This window comes from Mucilaginibacter sp. SG538B (assembly GCF_013376065.1).
GTDB lineage: Bacteria > Bacteroidota > Bacteroidia > Sphingobacteriales > Sphingobacteriaceae > Mucilaginibacter > Mucilaginibacter rubeus.
In genome coordinates, this window is sequence record NZ_JABMJI010000003.1 from 1 (window position 1) to 17,572 (window position 17,572).

Genomic DNA, 17,572 nt, shown 5'->3' on the forward strand with positions numbered 1-17,572 from the left:
AGTGGTGAGTAATTCGGTGAGTACGAATTGAAAACCATTCAAGATATCAAATAAGCGCAGAAAATTAAGGTTAAAACAAATCCCTAACTCTCCGCCAAGTATCTAAGCCCTGAAATAGCTGATTTCGGGGCTTTTTCTTATACTAGAATAGCCACTCTTACCTGAACAAAATGGTTGATGTGACCAAAGTAAGTGCATCCGTTTGGGTTTGAAAAGACAGCCAATGCATTTGGAAAGCTTCCTGTTTACCGCACCGCTATAATCACACGTTGATAGCTGGTAAGAGACGGTGTGCCGTTATCCGTTGCCTGAAAAACAATGTGAATTGTTTGGCCAGAAACAGCGTCTTTAGGTACCCTGATTTGTGTTTGCCTGGCTTCGGGGTTTAATATCGACACTTTTCCCTGATAAGTTCCTTGTTGAAATTGCACCAGCTAACAGAAACCAGATTTCCGTCAGGATCAGAAACGGCTCCGTACAGTCTGATCGTTTCGCCGGCTGTTGCCCTGACATTTAATGGACCTTCTATTTTGGCAACTGGCTCGTGATTTGCCAGTGCATATATTGGCGTTACCGACCATTTAATCCGGGCAGCAAAATCCCGCTGAGCGGCAGGAAAAAAGTCAGGGTACGTATTATTTCGATCTTTCGGCACAGCGAGTGAAGCTGCCATAGCCTGGGATGACGTATCACTATTCTGGAAGAAGGCGTTTTTACCTTTAGGATCAATAAATCCGGTGCCGCCCCAGCCTCCATAAGTACCTTTTTCTTATGCACGTAATCCATTGTCAAGCATGTTCATAAACGTTGGGTCGTCGCCCTCCCCTAACCATGAACCTTTTTCCTGAACAGGCATCCATACAATATAACCCATTTTCTTCAACTCGTCGTTAGTATGTCCGCTGAGACCAAAATAGTCCATGATGTCGCCTTTTACCATTTATTTTCCATCGCCCCATACTCTGTACAGGGCTCCCAATGGCCCCCTGTCTGATATATTTTCCTTCATCCAGGATGCTGTCATATAAACGGAATCCTGTGAAGCCGCATTTAGCTGAGCGCCATATCCATAGTTCGGTCCGCCTTTAAACTCACGGTATTCAAAAACCCCTCGCTGTAACAACGCCATTTTGAACGGTGATCTTGGTTTCGGAGCCATAACCAAAAACTGAACCGTTATTAGCGGTATAAGTATATGAATTTTTACTTTCAGTCTTAAAGTTTTGCCATACTTTATAGCTTTTGTCATAAGCGGTATCATTGGCATCTTTTTTTCAGGCAGATAGCCCAATAATAACAAACAGGAAGATAAAGCACGTTTTCATGCGGTTTGGTTTTTAAACCTATTCGGCAAAAAATATAAAAACGCTACAGCTAATAACAAATATTCTTGTTTATTTTGGGCGATATCATAATACAATACCATGAAAACTGAAACTATAGCGATACATGCCGGCAACCATGTTGATGAAGCAACAAGGGCCGTTATACAACCCATTATTATGTCAACCACTTTTGAGCGCGGTGAGGATGGCGGTTTTCCGGCAGGTTATATTTACAGTCGCTCATCGAACCCCAATCGTCACGCACTGGAGCATGTGCTGGCAAAGTTAGAGGGAGGTGTTGAAGCAGCTTGCTTTTCATCAGGTAATGCGGCCGGGATGTCGGTATTTCAATCATTGGAGCCGGGCACCCATATAATTGCGCCGGATGATATGTATCATGGCTTACGTAATCAGCTTAAAACCCTTTTTGCCGGGATCCTTACCTTCGATTTTATTGATGTAAACGATACCGGGGTTTTACAACAGCACATCAAGCCCGAAACAGGTTTGATCTGGATTGAAACACCTTCAAACCCCCTGCTTAAAATAACCGATATTAAAAAGGTGGTTGCTATTGCCAAAGCAAAGGGCATTAAAGTTTTGTGCGATAATACATTTGCCACCCCTATGTGCCAGCGACCACTTGAGCTGGGCGCGGATATGGTTATGCACTCAGTCACCAAATATTTTGGCGGACATAGCGACCTGATGGGCGGCGTGTTGATCACGGCCGAAAAGAATGATTGGTGGACAAAAATCCGCCAGGTGCAGGAAATGGGTGGCGCAATCCCCTCGCCTATGGATTGTTATTACCTGGTACGCAGTATTAAAACTTTACCATACCGTGTAAAAGGCCACGTACAAAATGCACAGTTATTAGCCGAATACCTTGAACAGCATCCCAATGTTGAACAGGTAATGTACCCCGGTTTGCCCTCGCACCCGCAGCATGAGATAGCTAAAGATCAGATGCTGGCTTTTGGTGGCATGTTATCTTTTACTATTAAGGGCGATGAGAACGACACGCATAACATCATCAATAAACTGAAACTATTTATCAAAGCTACCAGCCTTGGTGGTGTTGAAAGCCTAATAGAACACCGCGCTACTGTTGAAGGCCCGGATACCAAAACACCACGTAACCTGCTAAGGGTTTCAGTTGGGCTGGAACATATTGACGATTTGATTGCCGATATGAAGCAGGCCCTTGCTTAGGCCTTTTAAGGTGAAAGGATAAAGGTCAAAGGCGAAAGGTATAAGCTGTCATGTGAATTTAAAAATTCCGTATTCACAAAACCTTTAACCTTTCGCCTTTTGCCTTTCACCTCAAAATAAACCTTTCACCTTAAAAAGAAATAAAATTTGGTATATTACCTCACAATCCCTTATATTCGCAACATTATTTGGTAGTGATACCAACGTCGATCAATCCTCCGCACATAGTTCGGGTTTTGATTTATAAAGAAGCGGCGAGAGATCAGGCTCAATGACCCGCTGGCAACCCTTCAATGTTGAAGAAGGTGCCAATTCCTGTCCCGGCAAATAACACCGGGGAATATAAATTTATAACCATGAAAAGTTTAATTAAATTTACGCAACGCAACACTTTTTACACCGCAAACGGTAACATACAACATATTAGCTCCCCTATTAGCTGTATTTGTATGTGTTGCTGCTGTTGATGCTTAGCACGCTCCTATTTTCATTTTCTGAAAAGCGTGTTGTTAAACCGGTTGTTTTTGAACCGGCTTTCCAAATTCATCTAAACATTCAAAATCTAAATTAAACACATTAAAAAATTACAACTATGTCTGCCTTAAAATTCGAAACCTTACAATTACATGCCGGCCAGGAAGTTGACCCAACAACAGGTTCACGTGCTGTGCCCATTTATCAAACTACTTCATACGTATTTAACAGCGCCGAACATGGCGCCAACCTGTTTGCGCTGAAAGAGTTTGGTAACATCTATACCCGCATCATGAACCCTACTACCGATGTGTTTGAAAAACGCATCGCGGCGTTAGAGGGCGGTGTGGTTGCGCTGGCAACAGCCTCTGGCCAGGCATCCCAATTCCTTGCCCTTAATAATATTTTACAGGTTGGCGATAACTTTGTTACTTCACCTTTCCTGTACGGCGGCACCTATAACCAGTTTAAAGTAGCTTTCAAACGCCTGGGTATCGAAGTACGCTTTGCCAAAGATGATACAGCAGCCAATATCGAAGCGCTCATTGATGGCAAAACAAAAGCCATCTTTTTGGAAACAATAGGTAACCCGGGCTTTACCATTGCCGATTTTGAAAAGCTGAGCGAAGTTGCCAAAAGGCATGACCTTCCGCTAATTGTTGATAATACTTTTGGTGCCGGTGGTTACCTCTTCCGTCCTATTGAACATGGCGCTAATGTGGTTGTGGAGTCAACAACCAAATGGATTGGCGGGCATGGTACCAGTATTGGCGGTGTTATTATCGATGCAGGCAATTACAATTGGGGTAACGGCAAATTCCCGCAATTTACCGAACCATCTGAAGGTTACCACGGGTTGATATTTAACGATGTATTTGGCATTGGGGGCCCGTTTGGCAATATCCAGTTTATTATCCGTGCCCGTGTGGAAGGTTTGAGGGATTTCGGCCCCTCTCAGGCACCATTTAATTCATGGTTGAATATCCAGGGGTTGGAAACGCTTTCTCTGCGTGTACAACGTCACGTTGATAATGCCCTGCAACTGGCTAAATGGTTGGAGCAGCACCCACAGGTGGCAAGCGTAAATTACCCGGGACTGGAATCATCGCCATATCATGACTTAGCTAAAAAGTATTTAAAAAACGGTTTTGGGGGCGTACTATCGTTCGAAATTAAAGGGAGCAAAGAACAGGCCAGCCGCTTGATCAATAACCTTAAATTGGTGAGCCATTTAGCCAATGTTGGCGACGCAAAAACACTCATCATCCAGCCATCGGCAACCACGCATCAGCAATTATCTGATGAAGAGCAATTAGCTGCCGGTGTTACACCTGCATCATTGCGCGTGGCTGTTGGTATTGAACATATTGATGATATTAAAGCCGATTTTGAACAGGCTTTTGCAAAAATTAAGCAAGGTGAGGGTGAGTTAGTATAACAATGTATAGTTTTTTTAAGTGATATAGTAAACGTTACGTGTAGTTAAGTCTTAAGTTCTAAGTATTTAGTCTTAAGCCGGAAAATTGAAACTTCGACTTGAGACTTTAAACTAAAGACTTTCGACTTAACACAGCGTGACAAATAACAGAATGAACGCAGAGATATTTAAATACACTGATACTTTTGAATTTGAATCGGGCCGTACAATTGAAGGTTTAGAAATAGGTTTTCACACTTATGGCCGGTTAAATAAGGAAAAAAATAATGTTGTTTGGGTTTGCCATGCGCTTACTGCCAACAGCGATGTATTTGACTGGTGGAAAGGGCTTATTGGCGAGGGTTATTTTTTTAACCCGGAAGAGCATTTTATAGTTTGCGCCAATATTTTGGGTTCTCCTTACGGCACTACAAGTCCGTTGAGCATTAACCCGGTTACCGGCCAGCCATATTATCTTTCATATCCCCAGTTTACTACAAGGGATATGGTTAAAGCACACCAGTTGCTTGCCGGGCATTTAAACATTAATAATATCAGCGTATTAATTGGTGGTTCATTAGGCGGCCAGCAGGCTATGGAATGGGCTATCATTGAGCCGGAGCGGATTAAAAATCTTATCCTGATAGCAACCAACGCCAAGCACTCGCCATGGGGCATTGCTTTTAACGAGTCGCAACGTTTGGCTATCACAGCCGATCGTACTTTTTACGCTAACACACCTGATGGCGGCCAAAAGGGTTTAAAAGCAGCCCGCAGTATTGCCCTGCTGAGTTATCGTACTTATAAAACCTACGGTATTACCCAACAGGAAGAAGCAGACGATGTGCAGGACAATTTCCGTTCTTCATCGTACCAAAACTACCAGGGGCAAAAGCTGGTGAACCGCTTTAACGCTTATAGTTATTGGTACCTGACCAAAGTGATGGACTCACACAATGTGGGCCGGGGCCGTCACGGTGTAGATAAAGCGTTGAGCCTCATCAAGGCAAAAACATTAGTTATCGGCATCTCATCGGATGTGTTGTTCCCTATTGAAGAACAGCAATACCTGTTCAGGCATATCCCAAAAGCTGCCTTTGCCGAACTGGATTCGTTTTATGGGCACGACGGATTTTTAATTGAAACAGAAGCATTAACAAACATATTTACATCGTTTTTTAAAACCGATGTGAAAGGAAAAATTATAGAACTGCAACGTACAGCGTAATGAGTAAAAAGTTAAATATCGGCCTCTTCGGATTTGGTGTTGTTGGCCAGGGATTATATGATATCATCAAAACAAAGCATTTAAATATCGAGATAGTAAAATTTGCTATTAAGGATCCTAATAAAAAACGTTCTTTACCGGCACATTTATTTACTACCGATAAAGAAGAGCTGCTTAACAATCCCGAGATCAATACCATTGTTGAATTGATCAATGATACTGAAGCTGCTTTTGAAATTGTTTCAAGAGCTTTAAAATCTGGCAAAAACGTAGTATCTGCCAGTAAAAAAATGATCGCCCTGCATTTGGATGAACTGATCGAAATTCAGCACCAGTATGGAACTTCATTATTATATGAAGGCGCGGTTTGCGGCAGTATCCCGATCATCCGTAATCTTGAGGAATATTACGACAACGAGTTACTGCACTCCATAAGCGGTATTTTCAACGGTTCATCAAACTATATACTGTCAAAAGGATTTATTGAAGGGTTGGATTACGACAGTGCATTAAAACAAGCTCAGGACCTCGGCTTTGCCGAAACCGACCCAACAAGCGATGTTGGTGGTTTTGATGCGAAATACAAACTGGTTATTGCTGCTGCACACGCATATGGCGTAGTTGTACAGCCCGATGAAGTATTTAACCTCGGCATTCAGAACCTTGCAGCCGCAGATTTGCAATATGCCCGCGAAAAGAACCTCAAAATTAAACTGGTACCTGTAGCTAAAGAGCTTGACGACCGTAACGTTGCCCTGTTTGTACTGCCTAAATTTGTAAACGACAAAGAGTTTTTATACAACGTTGAGTACGAATATAATGGCGTAACCGTACAGGCCGCCTTTGCCGATCAGCAATTCTTTTTTGGCAAAGGTGCAGGTGGGCATCCTACCGGTTCGGCTGTACTGTCGGATATTGCCGCGTTGCGCTATAACTACCAGTATGAATACAAAAAAGCTAAAGAAAAAACAGACCTTAATTTTACCAATAACATTGAATTAACCATTTACCTGCGTTATGATGACGAGGAACTGGTTGAAGCGCTGAACTTTGAGCACATCAATGAGCGCTACTATTCAGGTAGTTATAAATTTGTGATAGGAAAAATCAATTTGCAAAATCTGATCGCTAATCAACATCGTATATCTGAGAGTAAGGCTTTCGTAGCCTTTGCCGATCAGCTTACGGGGGTCAGCTTAGCATCGGTAACTAAACAAACAGCTGAAGTTTTTTAATAGATTCTCCGGTTGTTAATAAAAAAAGGCTTCTCAAATTGGGAAGCCTTTTTACATTTAATTAATTTTCTACAGCTTATTTAGCCGGTTCCGTAGCTTCTTTGGCCGAGTTCAGGAACACGAACTGGTTATCAAACATATCTATTTTAATAACGCTGTCTTTATCAACTGTACCCGCCAGGATCTGTTTACTCAACTCGTTCAGTATCTTTTTCTGGATAACGCGTTTTAACGGACGTGCACCAAATTGAGGATCATAACCTAACTGGGCCAACCAATCTAAGGCTTCATCGGATGCTTCGATAGTTACACCCATTTCAGCAAGCGTTTGCTGTACCTGTTTAAACTGCAGCTTAACGATATCATGAATTTCATCGCGATTAAGCGGAGTAAACATGATGATCTCATCTATCCTGTTTAAAAACTCCGGACGGATAGTTGCCCTTAACAAATTGAACAGCTCGTTTTTGGTTTTTGCCACCAGTTCATCGCGGTTTTCGTCCTCCAGGTTTTGGAAGTTTTCCTGGATGATGTTTGAACCAATGTTGGAGGTCATGATGATGATAGTATTCTTAAAATTCACCACACGGCCTTTATTATCCGTTAAGCGGCCATCATCCAGCACCTGCAGCAGGATGTTAAATACATCGGGATGGGCTTTTTCAATTTCATCCAGTAAAACCACACTATAAGGCTTGCGACGAACGGCCTCCGTTAACTGTCCGCCTTCATCATACCCAACATAGCCCGGAGGCGCTCCTATCAGCCTTGAAACAGCATGGCGTTCCTGGTATTCACTCATATCTATCCTCACAAGTGCACCTTCGTCATTAAACAGGTATTCGGCCAGGGCTTTTGCCAGTTCGGTTTTACCCACACCGGTTGTACCTAAAAATATGAACGAACCTATTGGCCTGCGCTTATCCTGCAAACCTGCACGGCTGCGGCGGATAGCATCACTTATTGCCTCAATAGCTTCTTCCTGCCCGGCTACACGTTTGTGCAGTTCATCTTCAAGATTAAGCAGTTTTTCACGTTCGCTTTGGATCATCTTGCTTACCGGGATGCCTGTCCAGCGGCTTACTACACCGGCAATATCATCGGCGGTAACCTCTTCCTTCAGCATGCGGCTGTCGCTTTGGTTTTCAAGCAGGGCGGCTTTCAACTTTTCAACTTCGGCCTGGGCTTCAACTATAGTACCGTAGCGTAATTCGGCTACCTTACCATAATCGCCCGCACGTTCGGCCTGTTCGGCTTCCAGTTTATAATTTTCAATCAGCTCAACCTTAGTATTGATGCCATCAACAAGGTCTTTTTCGCCTTTCCATTTGGCACGTAATGAATCACGCTGTTGCGACAGGTTGGCTATTTCCTCACTTAGTTCGGCAACCTTACGGTCGTCTTTTTCACGTTTAATAGCTTCGCGCTCAATTTCAAGCTGCATGATGCGGCGTTCCAGTTCGTCAACCACTTCCGGTACCGAATCCATTTCCAGGCGAAGTTTTGATGCAGCCTCGTCCATCAGGTCGATAGCTTTATCCGGTAAAAACCTGTCGGAAATATAGCGTTGTGACATTTCGACAGAGGCGATGATCGCTTCGTCTTTGATCCTCACTTTGTGGTGGGTTTCATAACGTTCTTTCAGTCCACGTAAAATAGAGATGGCATCAGCAGCATCAGGTTCTTCTACCATTACTTTCTGGAAACGGCGTTCCAAAGCTTTATCTTTTTCAAGGTACTTTTGGTATTCGTTAAGGGTTGTAGCACCAATTGAACGAAGCTCACCACGGGCCAGGGCCGGTTTCAGGATATTGGCCGCATCCATAGCGCCTTCTCCCCCGCCTGCACCTACCAGCGTATGGATCTCATCTATAAAAAGGATGATTTCCCCGTCGCTTTGGGTAACCTCCTTTACAACTGCTTTCAACCGTTCTTCAAACTCTCCCTTATATTTCGCGCCTGCAATGAGTGCACCCATATCCAACGAGTATACCACTTTGGTTTTCAGGCTCTCAGGTACATCACCTTTGATGATCCTGAAAGCTATTCCTTCGGCAATGGCAGTTTTACCAACGCCGGGCTCGCCAACCAAAATCGGGTTGTTTTTGGTACGGCGTGACAGAATCTGGATAACCCGGCGAATTTCATCGTCGCGGCCAATAACCGGATCCAGCTTGCCCGAACCTGCATATTCGTTCAAATTGCGGGCATACTTGTTAAGGGCGTTATAGGTAGCTTCAGCGTTTTGATCAGTTACTTTGCTATCGCCGCGGAGTTCAACAATGGCTTTTTTTAGGTCTTTTTCATTAACACCCGAATCTTTCAGGATGCTGCTTACCGCACCACCGGCGGCTAAAATGCCTAACAGCACATGCTCAACAGATACAAATTCGTCTTTAAATTCTTTTAAATATCCCGACGCTTTTTGCAAAGCAGAATTTGCTTCGGACGAAAGGTATACGTTGCTGCCGCTTACCTTGGGGAACGATGCAATCTGCGCATCTAACGTATCATTTAACCTGTTCAGGTTAACATTTAATTTCTTTAATAAGTAGGTAATTACATTTTCATCAACCAGCAATAAGCCTTTAAGCAGATGCGCGGTCTCAATTGCTTGCTGTTGGTTACCAACAGCAATTTCAGATGCCTTTTGTACGGCTTCCTGAGCTTTTATGGTAAAGTTGTTAAAATTCATAGTACTCATTGTTGATCAATTTATCGGCCATAGTATCCATAGTGAAAAATTGTCATTTAAAATTAAATCGCAATGACACTTTGCCATAATTATTAGCAATTTAGGCATTACTATTAACAATAGCACGAGGCAATTTGTCGTTTAATACGTTAAAACAATGATAAAAGTATGCGTCAATGGAGATGTTTAAGGACGCAAAATAGATCAGATTAGCTTAACAACACCTCACTAACAGACAGGCCTTGGCTTGCCTGTTAGTGAAATACTGTGTAACGGATAAAAACAATTGCGAGTATGCAATTCTTGTTGTCTGTAAATGGAGGGCTATAATGTGATAAGGGTTTAGTAAGCCAGCCGCGGTTTAATTATCCAATTTATCAACTTTAACTAAATTGCAGGTCCAGGCAAGTCCTTTTCCGCCATTTCTTCCATCAACTACGCCACTTGTCTTCATCGTTTTTCTATCGCTGCTTAACGTATAATAATTGGCATACTGCCTTCCTTTGAGATCGTATGTAGCGTTGGGTCTCGCGTCTGTAATCGTTAATACATAAATACTGTCGGATAAGACTTTAAAAGTACCGCTGTGCGTAACGATCTGCACATTATTTTCTTTTGCAATATTATAAAAGCTGCCGTCTGACCTGAATACGACTTGAGATCCCGGATTGGTTGTATCCTTCCAGATGCCTACAAACGGTTTAATTTCTTTCTGATTAGCCCTTTCTACAGTTCTACAGGAAAAAGTTGTTAATACAGTAATAAGAATTGCGATAGATTTAAGAGATTTCAGTAACATGTGATTTTGGTTTTATGTGTAAATTAGATTTATTCCTTTTAAAAAACAATGAAGGTTCAACAAAATAGGCTTATAAGTCCTTTGACCGAATATTTAGTAAAAAGGGTTAACCATATACTGTCACATTTCTGTTACAATTTTTATAAATATTTTCATAATTTTGTTTAATCCATAAAATATAATTGAATACCCATTTCTTTTTTAACAGTCTCCCGGTAAAATACCGGTCGCAATACCGTTTGCATTATACTTACCAAAACCTGGTAGCCATAAGGGGGGCCAGTATAGTATTTTTATTGCTTAATGTAATTATCCGGATCCTTTATCTTGTATTCCCCATTAGCTTAACTAAAGCTCAAAACTTTCCCGAGTTTAATTTCAGCAACTGGGTTTTCATTATTATAACTCCTGTTTTCCTGATAGCCAGTAACCTTTTTATCGTTAGTTTCAAAAGCCATAAAAAAGCTACAACAGGCATGTCATTGCTTGTATTTTTGTTTGCGCTTTATATTATTGTTTGCGGCATGTATTCCAGCTTTATAGCCACCTCTAATCCGAGTAATGCCCTCACCTTATATCTTGTTGCATTAAGCTTGATCAGCGTGATAATTGTTTTTGAATACTATGAAACCGTATTGCTGCTTATTGCTATTGAGCTTTTTTTTACTTCCCTGCTATTTTACAGTGAAACGCCGGCTACGGATATGTTGTATAACCAGTTGATTTCAGCTATCTTACTTTCCGGCTTTTATTTTATCTCAAGGTACTTTTTTTCCTACAAGGCCAACTATTATTTTCAGGTGATCGAGATCCGCGAAAAAAATTCGGAAATTGAAAAAGCAAGCGAGTTTAAAAACCAGGTGTTGGGTATGGTTGCCCATGACCTGCGTAACCCGATAGCTGCTGTTGAATCAATTGCCATGATGATGGAACTTGATGAGGTAGATGAGGAGACACAAGACAACATCAATATGATGAAGGCATCCTGCGTAAAAGCGCGGAGTATTATTGATGACTTACTGGAGGCAGCCCGAAACGAGAACATCGCGATTATTGAAACTCAAAACATCGAGCTTAACCAATGGCTTAACAACATAGTGGGCGAATGGAAATTACAGCTGGGCAATAAAGTTAATGTGCTGTTCAGCAGTTCGATAAGTGTTGCCCATGCGCTCATAAACCATGAAAAATTTCATCGGGTTATTGATAACCTGATCAGTAACGCGGTGAAATTTTCAAAAGATCAGGATAATGTGGATGTGCGCCTGCTTAAACTAAATGATACGGTAGTTATTGAAGTTCAGGATTACGGCATGGGCATCCCTGCCAATATGCTGCCGGAAATTTTTAACCAATTTTCAAAAGCAGGCCGAGCCGGTTTACGCGGCGAAAAGTCGACCGGGCTTGGGTTGAGCATTGTACGCCAGATCATTGAAAAGCATAAAGGCACTATCAGCGTTACCAGCACCGAGGGACAGGGTTCAACGTTCAGGATCACCTTGCCGGCAGTTAATTCGTTTTAGGATATTAAACAAGTCTTTGTTTATCCAGGTAATCTTCTCACATGACCACTTAAAATGGGGGTCATACTGAGCCCGTCGAAGTATGGCGGACAGGGCCTCTGCGCACGAGTCTTCGAAGGGCTCAGACTGACAGTCCCTCTTTGTCATCTAACCTTCATAGTCCATGGATTTTAATCACTACCCATGATAACTTAAAAAATGGGTGTCATACTGAGCCCGTCGAAGTATGGCGGGCTGGGCTCTGCACACGAGTCTTCGACAAGCTCAGACTGATAGTCCCTCTTTGTCATCTAACCTTCATAGTCCATGGATTTTAATCACTCAGCATGACGGCGTAGATGCGTCATTTCACCTTCAAGCATTTATAATTTGCTATATTAAACAACCTCAATGGTCACGGTACCTCCTGCCTTAAGGGCCTCAAAAATCTTTGTATTGAGTTTAGCTGTAGCCATTGTACTATGCAGAACAGCATCAACGCCTTTATCTTCACCGGGGAGAAGGCAGCCGTCGGTGTCCTTGGCAAAATTCCCAACATGAATCTCAATCCCGGCGAAACCGGGTACATTCTCTAATAATGGCAGGTTTTCGTTGTGTTTGGGGCTGAAAAATTTGACTACATTATAAGTTCCTGTAGGAATGGCTGTTTGCGTTTTAATTTTTATTGATGCAATTTGAGCAAGTGTCATTTTGCTATTCAGCCCTCTGTCAACGTCCTCCAGTATAAAACATTCGAAGGCGCCATTTATTGATAGTTCGCCAATGGTTGATTGTTTGGTTTTGATTTTTCTTTCGAGTTTTAAGTTTAGGTTCATGATACCGGTTTTTAATTGCTAATATTAGTAATTAAAAATCTAATTATCAATAGATTATATTGATAAAAGTAAATTTATCTTTGAAGGTTATTCTTCCTTTAATTTATAAAACCTGTTATCGAAATTAACCAAAAATAATTCGGTGGTAGCTCGGGTGAGCGCGGTATAAAACCATCGCAAAAAATCCATATTGATCATCTCATCGGTTACATACCCCTGATCAACAAAAACTGCATCCCATTGTCCACCCTGTGCTTTATGGCAGGTAATTGCATAGGCAAATTTTATTTGCAAGGCATTGTAATAAGGATTAAGCTTCAGCTCATTGTGCATGGCCCTTTTATTAGGTAAATGTTCATAATCCTTCATTACTTCCTGGTAAAACCGTTTCTGATCATCCTGGCTTAACGCGGGCGAATCGGCATAAAGCGTATCAAGCAAAACCTTACAATCAAGGGTTGGATCTTCGGCATAGTCAATAAATTCCAGCTGCACATCGGCAAAACGAAAACCATACATCTCTTCGGTGCGGCGTACTTTTACTATACGGGCAATATCGCCGTTGGCAATAAACGCGGTACTATTTTCATCTTTATCCTGCAGCCAAAAGTAATTATTCTTTACTATCATGATCTGATCGCCGCCGGTAAGCTCCTCCTCCCGGTATAAAATGCGGTTTCGAATTTGCCCGTTGTACAAATTGGCATTTTTGTTTGAGCGGCAAATGATAAGTGTACGATCATAGCCGTATTTGCGATAGGCATATTCCAAACCTTCAGGCAATCGCTCGCCGGTCATCCTGAAAACATCTTTAAACCCCTTGGTCACAATTTTAGGGATCTCTATGATCTCCTCACGGATCAGATCGCGGATATTGGTGGCATTATATAAGATACCCGAATTCTTTTGCTGGCGCAAAACCTCGGTAAGCTCATAACTGAATATCGACAGGCCAAATTTATCGCCCATAAGCTGCACGTCGAGCGCAGGGCTATCGTCGGCTCCTACAGGCGGTAACTGTGCGGTATCACCTACCAGTATCAGCTTGCAGTTTTTATCATTATAAACATATCTTAGTAAATCAAATAATAACGACACGTGATTGCTGCCCATGGCCTCATCCGAGATCATGGAGGCCTCATCAACAATAAAAAGCGTATCGCTGGCCAGGTTATCGGCAAGGGCAAAACCATCATCGATCGTCAAGGCCGATTTTTTACGGTAAATGCGCTTATGAATTGTAAAAGCTTTTCGCCCGGAGTAATTGGTAATGACCTTGGCGGCACGTCCGGTTGGGGCAAGCAGCACGGCTTTATAGTTATAATGCTTCAGTGCCTTTACCAGCGCGCCCACGATAGTTGTTTTCCCGGTGCCGGCATAGCCTTTCAGAATAAAGCATTCGTCGCCTTCGGTACTTTTTAAAAAGGCATGCAGCTTGCTAAAAAGTTCCGTTTGCTGGCCTGTTGGCTCATGCGGGAATGACTGGCGGATATGATCGGGACTTGACACCCTGCAAAAATGATGATAAGTAATTTAATTCAGTAAGATTAGTTTTACATTTGACCCATGGAATTTGACGAAAACAAAGAGGAAGAAAAATACAGCGAAGACGATTATGTAGATATTTACTCCAAAAGGGCGATATTTTGGTTTTCGTTTTTTAACCTGATATTTGGCGGTGTACTGCTGGTTATCAATTTATACAATGCAGGTTACAGAAAGGCGGTTCCGGCGGTGCTGGCCTTTGTATTATTTTTTTCCTATCTCTCCTACTTTGTTATCATGCATTCGGGCGTTGACCTGCAACAGGTTGTTGACGCCATGAACGTAACGGCCAAAGGCGGCCAGCCAACACCAGCGCAGGTTACAGCAATGCTTTCGGTAGCAGGCCTTAACATAGGTTTTGGGCTGATTGGTGCTTTGATTCTAAGCCAGTTTTTTTTCAGGAGATATTTTCCGGATAATGATTATTATCCTAAGCCTGTAGGGTTGCCAATTTTGATCTTTATCATCCTGATGATATTAACCCGCATTTTATAACAGCATACCAATTTGGGCTGCGGTAATTACTGTATCTGCCAAAAAATATTACTTTTGTTAAAACCGGTATGAACGAACACAATTATACTTACCACGATGATAACTTTAGTTTAGATAAAACTGAGGATTATACTTTATTAATACAGGTTGAAGACAAATCGTTTTCGTACGCCATAAGTAATAATGGCAAGCTAATAGCCTGGGCCGAAAATTACCCATTTGATGAGCTAAGCGATCCGCAGGAATTGCTTGACCTGCTGTCGGCCAAATACGGGCAAATGATTATCGGTTTACCTGCTCATAGCTTTACACTGGTGCCTGCAGAATTGTTTAGCGGTGAGCGCCTGCCAAACCTGGCCCGTTTCCTGGATGTGAAAGCCGACAGCAAAGTTATAGCCCAGGTATTAGATAAGGAAAACATCATTGTGTACAATACCAGCGAAGCCATTGTGAGTACCGCGGAAGAATTTGGCATCCGTAATACCGTTTTTACATCAAAAGGCTGGTTAACCGCCATTGCCCAAAACAATCCCGGCAACGACTGCCTTTATCTCAATATTGAAAAAGAAAAGGTGGAGATAGCTCATTTTGCATCCGGCAAACTGCGTTTCTATAACTCATTTGATTTTAATGGCGATGATGAACTGGTTTACTTTACTGTGCTGGTTGCCAATGAACTTAACCTCGAAGCTAAATATACCAGCTTGTATGTAAGCGGTAACATTGATGCCGACAGTAAAGGACTAAGTCGCCTGGCCGAATTTTTCAAAGCGGCCGAAGTCAATAATTTACAGGTGTTACAATTACCCGCGGAGGTTGTAGCTCACAGGGTGTTATCAATAGCGGCTCTTTCATTATGCGCATTATCGGAGGCAGTTTAAAAGGCTTAAGGCTTAATCCGCCAAAAAATCTTCCTGTTCGTCCTACAACCGATTTGGCAAAAGAAGCTTTATTTAATATCCTGCTTAACCAAATAGAATTTGAAGGCATTAAAGTGCTTGACCTGTTTAGCGGCACCGGCAACATCTCGCTTGAATTTGCTTCACGCGGAGCTTCAGAAGTTATATCTGTCGACAGGAGTATTCATTGCGTTAATTATCTTAAAGATACCTCACGGCAGCATAAGCTTACGCAAATAAAAACTTACCGCGAAGATGTATTCAAATACCTGAATATTGAAACGGAACAATACGACCTGATATTTGCCGACCCGCCGTATGACCTGAACAGGATCCCCGATTTGCCAAAAGTTATTTTTGAAAAGAACCTGCTTAAACCTGATGGCCTCTTAATTGTTGAACACCAGTCCCTGCAAAATTTGAGCAATCATCCCTCTTTTGTTGAACAAAGAAAATACGGGCATTCGTCATTTTCGTTTTTCAGACCGGTTTAGATATCTGCCTTTAAAATAACTATCCCGCTTTCTTTAAAGCCCTTTAACCGCTCAGGATCTGCATCGGTAATGATCGCGTTGATGATATCTAAGCCTGCAAAATTAAGGTATGTTTCCTTGCTTATTTTGCTGATATCACACAGAATATAGGTAAATGCGCTGCTTGCAGCGAAAGCTGTTGTAATGGATGCTTCATGTTCACTATTGGCGAACAATCCTGCTTCCGAAATACCGTCAACACCCAAAAAAGCTTTGGTTGCCCTATACTTTTGAATATGCTCAATAGCTGTAGTTCCATGTACAGCCTGTCGCTCTTTATCTAGCTCCCCTCCTATTATATTAACACTCACAGCGCTATCCTGAAGCTCATATACTACAGGCAATGAATTTGTTATAACCTTTATCTTCTTGTTTTTAATGAACTGGCATAACCTGAAAACAGTACTTCCGCAATCCATAAAAATAATATCCCCGTCGCTGATTTGTGATGCGGCCCTGCGGCAAATGGCATCTTTAACAGCTGCGTTTTGAGCGCTTTTATTCACAAAGCTATGTGGCTTTTCGTGAGGATTAACTTTTGTTGCTCCTCCACGAGTACGGTAAAGCAATCCATCGGCTGCTAACTGGTTCAGGTCGCGGCGCGCTGTAATTTCCGAAATGTTCAGTTCGGCAGCCAATTGCTTTATATCAACCTCTCCGGTTTGACTGAGCTGCTCAATTATTTTTTGTTTTCTTTTTGGAAAGTTCATTTTATTAATCCTATTTTCGTTCAAAAATAATCATTATTAATCATAAACGATCAAAAAGAAATGAATCAAATCAAAATACTTAATACCGATATTTTATCAGATAACTGGTACGTCCTTAAAAAAGTAACTTACGAGGTTACGGAAAAAGACGGTAATACCACTGTGCAAAGCCGCGAAGCTTATGACCGTGGCAACGGCGCAACCATTTTGCTTTATAATAAAGCACAGTCATCTGTAATATTAACCAGGCAATTCAGGCTGCCAACCTATATCAACGGCAACCCCGACGGAATGCTGATTGAATGTTGTGCCGGCTTGCTTGATAAGGATAATCCGGAAGATTGCATCCGTAAGGAAACTGAGGAAGAAACCGGTTATAAAATAACGGATGTTAAAAAGATTTTCGAAGCTTATATGTCGCCGGGTTCTGTTACCGAAATCGTTTACTTTTTTGTTGCCGAATATGCCAAAGAAATGAAAGTTAGCGATGGCGGTGGGCTCGCCCACGAAAATGAAAATATTGAAGTTTTAGAGCTGCCATTCAGCGAAGCCCTTCAAATGGTAAAAACCGGCGAAATAAAAGATGGCAAAACAATTATGCTTTTACAGTATGCTCAATTAGCTTCGATGGTTTAGGTTGTTTTAGTGATCAAATGAATGGTTC

The 17,572-nt window shown here is 42.0% G+C and carries 18 protein-coding genes and 1 riboswitch; of the genes, 9 read left to right on the top strand and 9 right to left on the bottom strand.

Annotated features, from left to right (window positions below):
- Positions 1–245: 245 nt before the first annotated feature.
- The 4 genes from FHW88_RS16155 to FHW88_RS16170 form a co-directional block, all read right to left on the bottom strand.
- Positions 246–398, bottom strand: coding sequence for a hypothetical protein (locus FHW88_RS16155; RefSeq protein WP_175489952.1), 153 nt, complete (start codon positions 396–398; stop codon positions 246–248).
- Positions 386–673, bottom strand: a complete 288-nt coding sequence (locus FHW88_RS16160; protein WP_176626856.1) for a hypothetical protein — start codon at positions 671–673, stop codon at positions 386–388. Before FHW88_RS16160 ends, FHW88_RS16155 begins: the two co-directional genes overlap by 13 nt.
- Positions 674–769: 96 nt before the next feature.
- Positions 770–922 (bottom strand): hypothetical protein, encoded by a 153-nt coding sequence (locus FHW88_RS16165; RefSeq protein WP_175489953.1) that lies wholly within the window; start codon positions 920–922, stop codon positions 770–772.
- An 18-nt stretch (positions 923–940) separates the two neighbouring features.
- Positions 941–1,249: a hypothetical protein gene (locus FHW88_RS16170; RefSeq protein WP_139159945.1), complete on the bottom strand. Its 309-nt coding sequence runs from the start codon at positions 1,247–1,249 to the stop codon at positions 941–943.
- Between the two features lie 175 nt (positions 1,250–1,424).
- On the opposite strand from FHW88_RS16170, the gene FHW88_RS16175 reads away from it, so the two are divergent.
- The 4 genes from FHW88_RS16175 to FHW88_RS16190 all read left to right on the top strand — a co-directional run bounded on the left by FHW88_RS16175 (position 1,425) and on the right by FHW88_RS16190 (position 6,894).
- Complete coding sequence (locus FHW88_RS16175; protein WP_176626858.1) at positions 1,425–2,540, top strand: trans-sulfuration enzyme family protein; 1,116 nt, start codon at positions 1,425–1,427, stop codon at positions 2,538–2,540.
- Positions 2,541–2,778: 238 nt separating this feature from the next.
- Positions 2,779–2,889, top strand: a riboswitch (SAM riboswitch).
- Between the two features lie 243 nt (positions 2,890–3,132).
- Complete coding sequence (locus tag FHW88_RS16180; protein ID WP_176626860.1) at positions 3,133–4,452, top strand: O-acetylhomoserine aminocarboxypropyltransferase/cysteine synthase family protein; 1,320 nt, start codon at positions 3,133–3,135, stop codon at positions 4,450–4,452.
- Positions 4,453–4,603: 151 nt separating this feature from the next.
- Positions 4,604–5,659 carry a homoserine O-acetyltransferase family protein gene (gene metX, locus FHW88_RS16185; protein WP_176626862.1) on the top strand — a complete coding sequence of 352 codons (1,056 nt, stop codon included), beginning with the start codon at positions 4,604–4,606 and terminating at the stop codon, positions 5,657–5,659.
- Complete coding sequence (locus FHW88_RS16190; protein WP_176626864.1) at positions 5,659–6,894, top strand: homoserine dehydrogenase; 1,236 nt, start codon at positions 5,659–5,661, stop codon at positions 6,892–6,894. Before metX ends, FHW88_RS16190 begins: the two co-directional genes overlap by 1 nt.
- 76 nt (positions 6,895–6,970) lie before the next feature.
- Here the strand turns inward: FHW88_RS16190 and clpB are convergent, their stop codons facing one another.
- Positions 6,971–9,589: an ATP-dependent chaperone ClpB gene (gene clpB, locus FHW88_RS16195; RefSeq protein ID WP_090525930.1), complete on the bottom strand. Its 2,619-nt coding sequence runs from the start codon at positions 9,587–9,589 to the stop codon at positions 6,971–6,973.
- A 361-nt stretch (positions 9,590–9,950) separates the two neighbouring features.
- Positions 9,951–10,388, bottom strand: coding sequence for a hypothetical protein (locus FHW88_RS16200; RefSeq protein ID WP_129570213.1), 438 nt, complete (start codon positions 10,386–10,388; stop codon positions 9,951–9,953).
- Between the two features lie 182 nt (positions 10,389–10,570).
- Between FHW88_RS16200 and FHW88_RS16205 the strand changes: the two genes are divergently transcribed.
- Positions 10,571–11,911 (top strand): sensor histidine kinase, encoded by a 1,341-nt coding sequence (locus FHW88_RS16205; RefSeq protein WP_129570214.1) that lies wholly within the window; start codon positions 10,571–10,573, stop codon positions 11,909–11,911.
- A gap of 377 nt (positions 11,912–12,288) precedes the next feature.
- On the opposite strand, the gene FHW88_RS16210 is transcribed toward FHW88_RS16205, so the two are convergent.
- A complete protein-coding gene (locus FHW88_RS16210; protein ID WP_090525933.1) occupies positions 12,289–12,726 on the bottom strand; it encodes a DUF5675 family protein in 438 nt (145 codons plus the stop codon).
- Between the two features lie 87 nt (positions 12,727–12,813).
- Positions 12,814–14,235, bottom strand: a complete 1,422-nt coding sequence (locus tag FHW88_RS16215) for an ATP-dependent RecD-like DNA helicase (RefSeq protein ID WP_129570215.1) — start codon at positions 14,233–14,235, stop codon at positions 12,814–12,816.
- Positions 14,236–14,292: 57 nt separating this feature from the next.
- Between FHW88_RS16215 and FHW88_RS16220 the strand changes: the two genes are divergently transcribed.
- The 3 genes from FHW88_RS16220 (at position 14,293) to rsmD (ending at position 16,159) form a co-directional block, all read left to right on the top strand.
- The gene (locus FHW88_RS16220) at positions 14,293–14,766 is read left to right on the top strand and encodes a hypothetical protein (protein ID WP_129570216.1); all 474 of its coding nucleotides are present in this window, start codon (positions 14,293–14,295) and stop codon (positions 14,764–14,766) included.
- Positions 14,767–14,834: 68 nt separating this feature from the next.
- Positions 14,835–15,647, top strand: a complete 813-nt coding sequence (locus tag FHW88_RS16225) for a DUF3822 family protein (RefSeq protein WP_176626866.1) — start codon at positions 14,835–14,837, stop codon at positions 15,645–15,647.
- Positions 15,623–16,159, top strand: a complete 537-nt coding sequence (gene rsmD, locus FHW88_RS16230; protein ID WP_129570218.1) for a 16S rRNA (guanine(966)-N(2))-methyltransferase RsmD — start codon at positions 15,623–15,625, stop codon at positions 16,157–16,159. Before FHW88_RS16225 ends, rsmD begins: the two co-directional genes overlap by 25 nt.
- Here rsmD and FHW88_RS16235 read toward each other — a convergent pair.
- Positions 16,156–16,908, bottom strand: a complete 753-nt coding sequence (locus FHW88_RS16235) for a DeoR/GlpR family DNA-binding transcription regulator (protein WP_129570219.1) — start codon at positions 16,906–16,908, stop codon at positions 16,156–16,158. The genes rsmD and FHW88_RS16235 overlap by 4 nt on opposite strands.
- A 60-nt stretch (positions 16,909–16,968) precedes the next feature.
- On the opposite strand from FHW88_RS16235, the gene nudK reads away from it, so the two are divergent.
- Positions 16,969–17,544, top strand: coding sequence for a GDP-mannose pyrophosphatase NudK (gene nudK, locus FHW88_RS16240; RefSeq protein ID WP_176626868.1), 576 nt, complete (start codon positions 16,969–16,971; stop codon positions 17,542–17,544).
- The last annotated feature ends 28 nt before the right edge of the window (positions 17,545–17,572 follow it).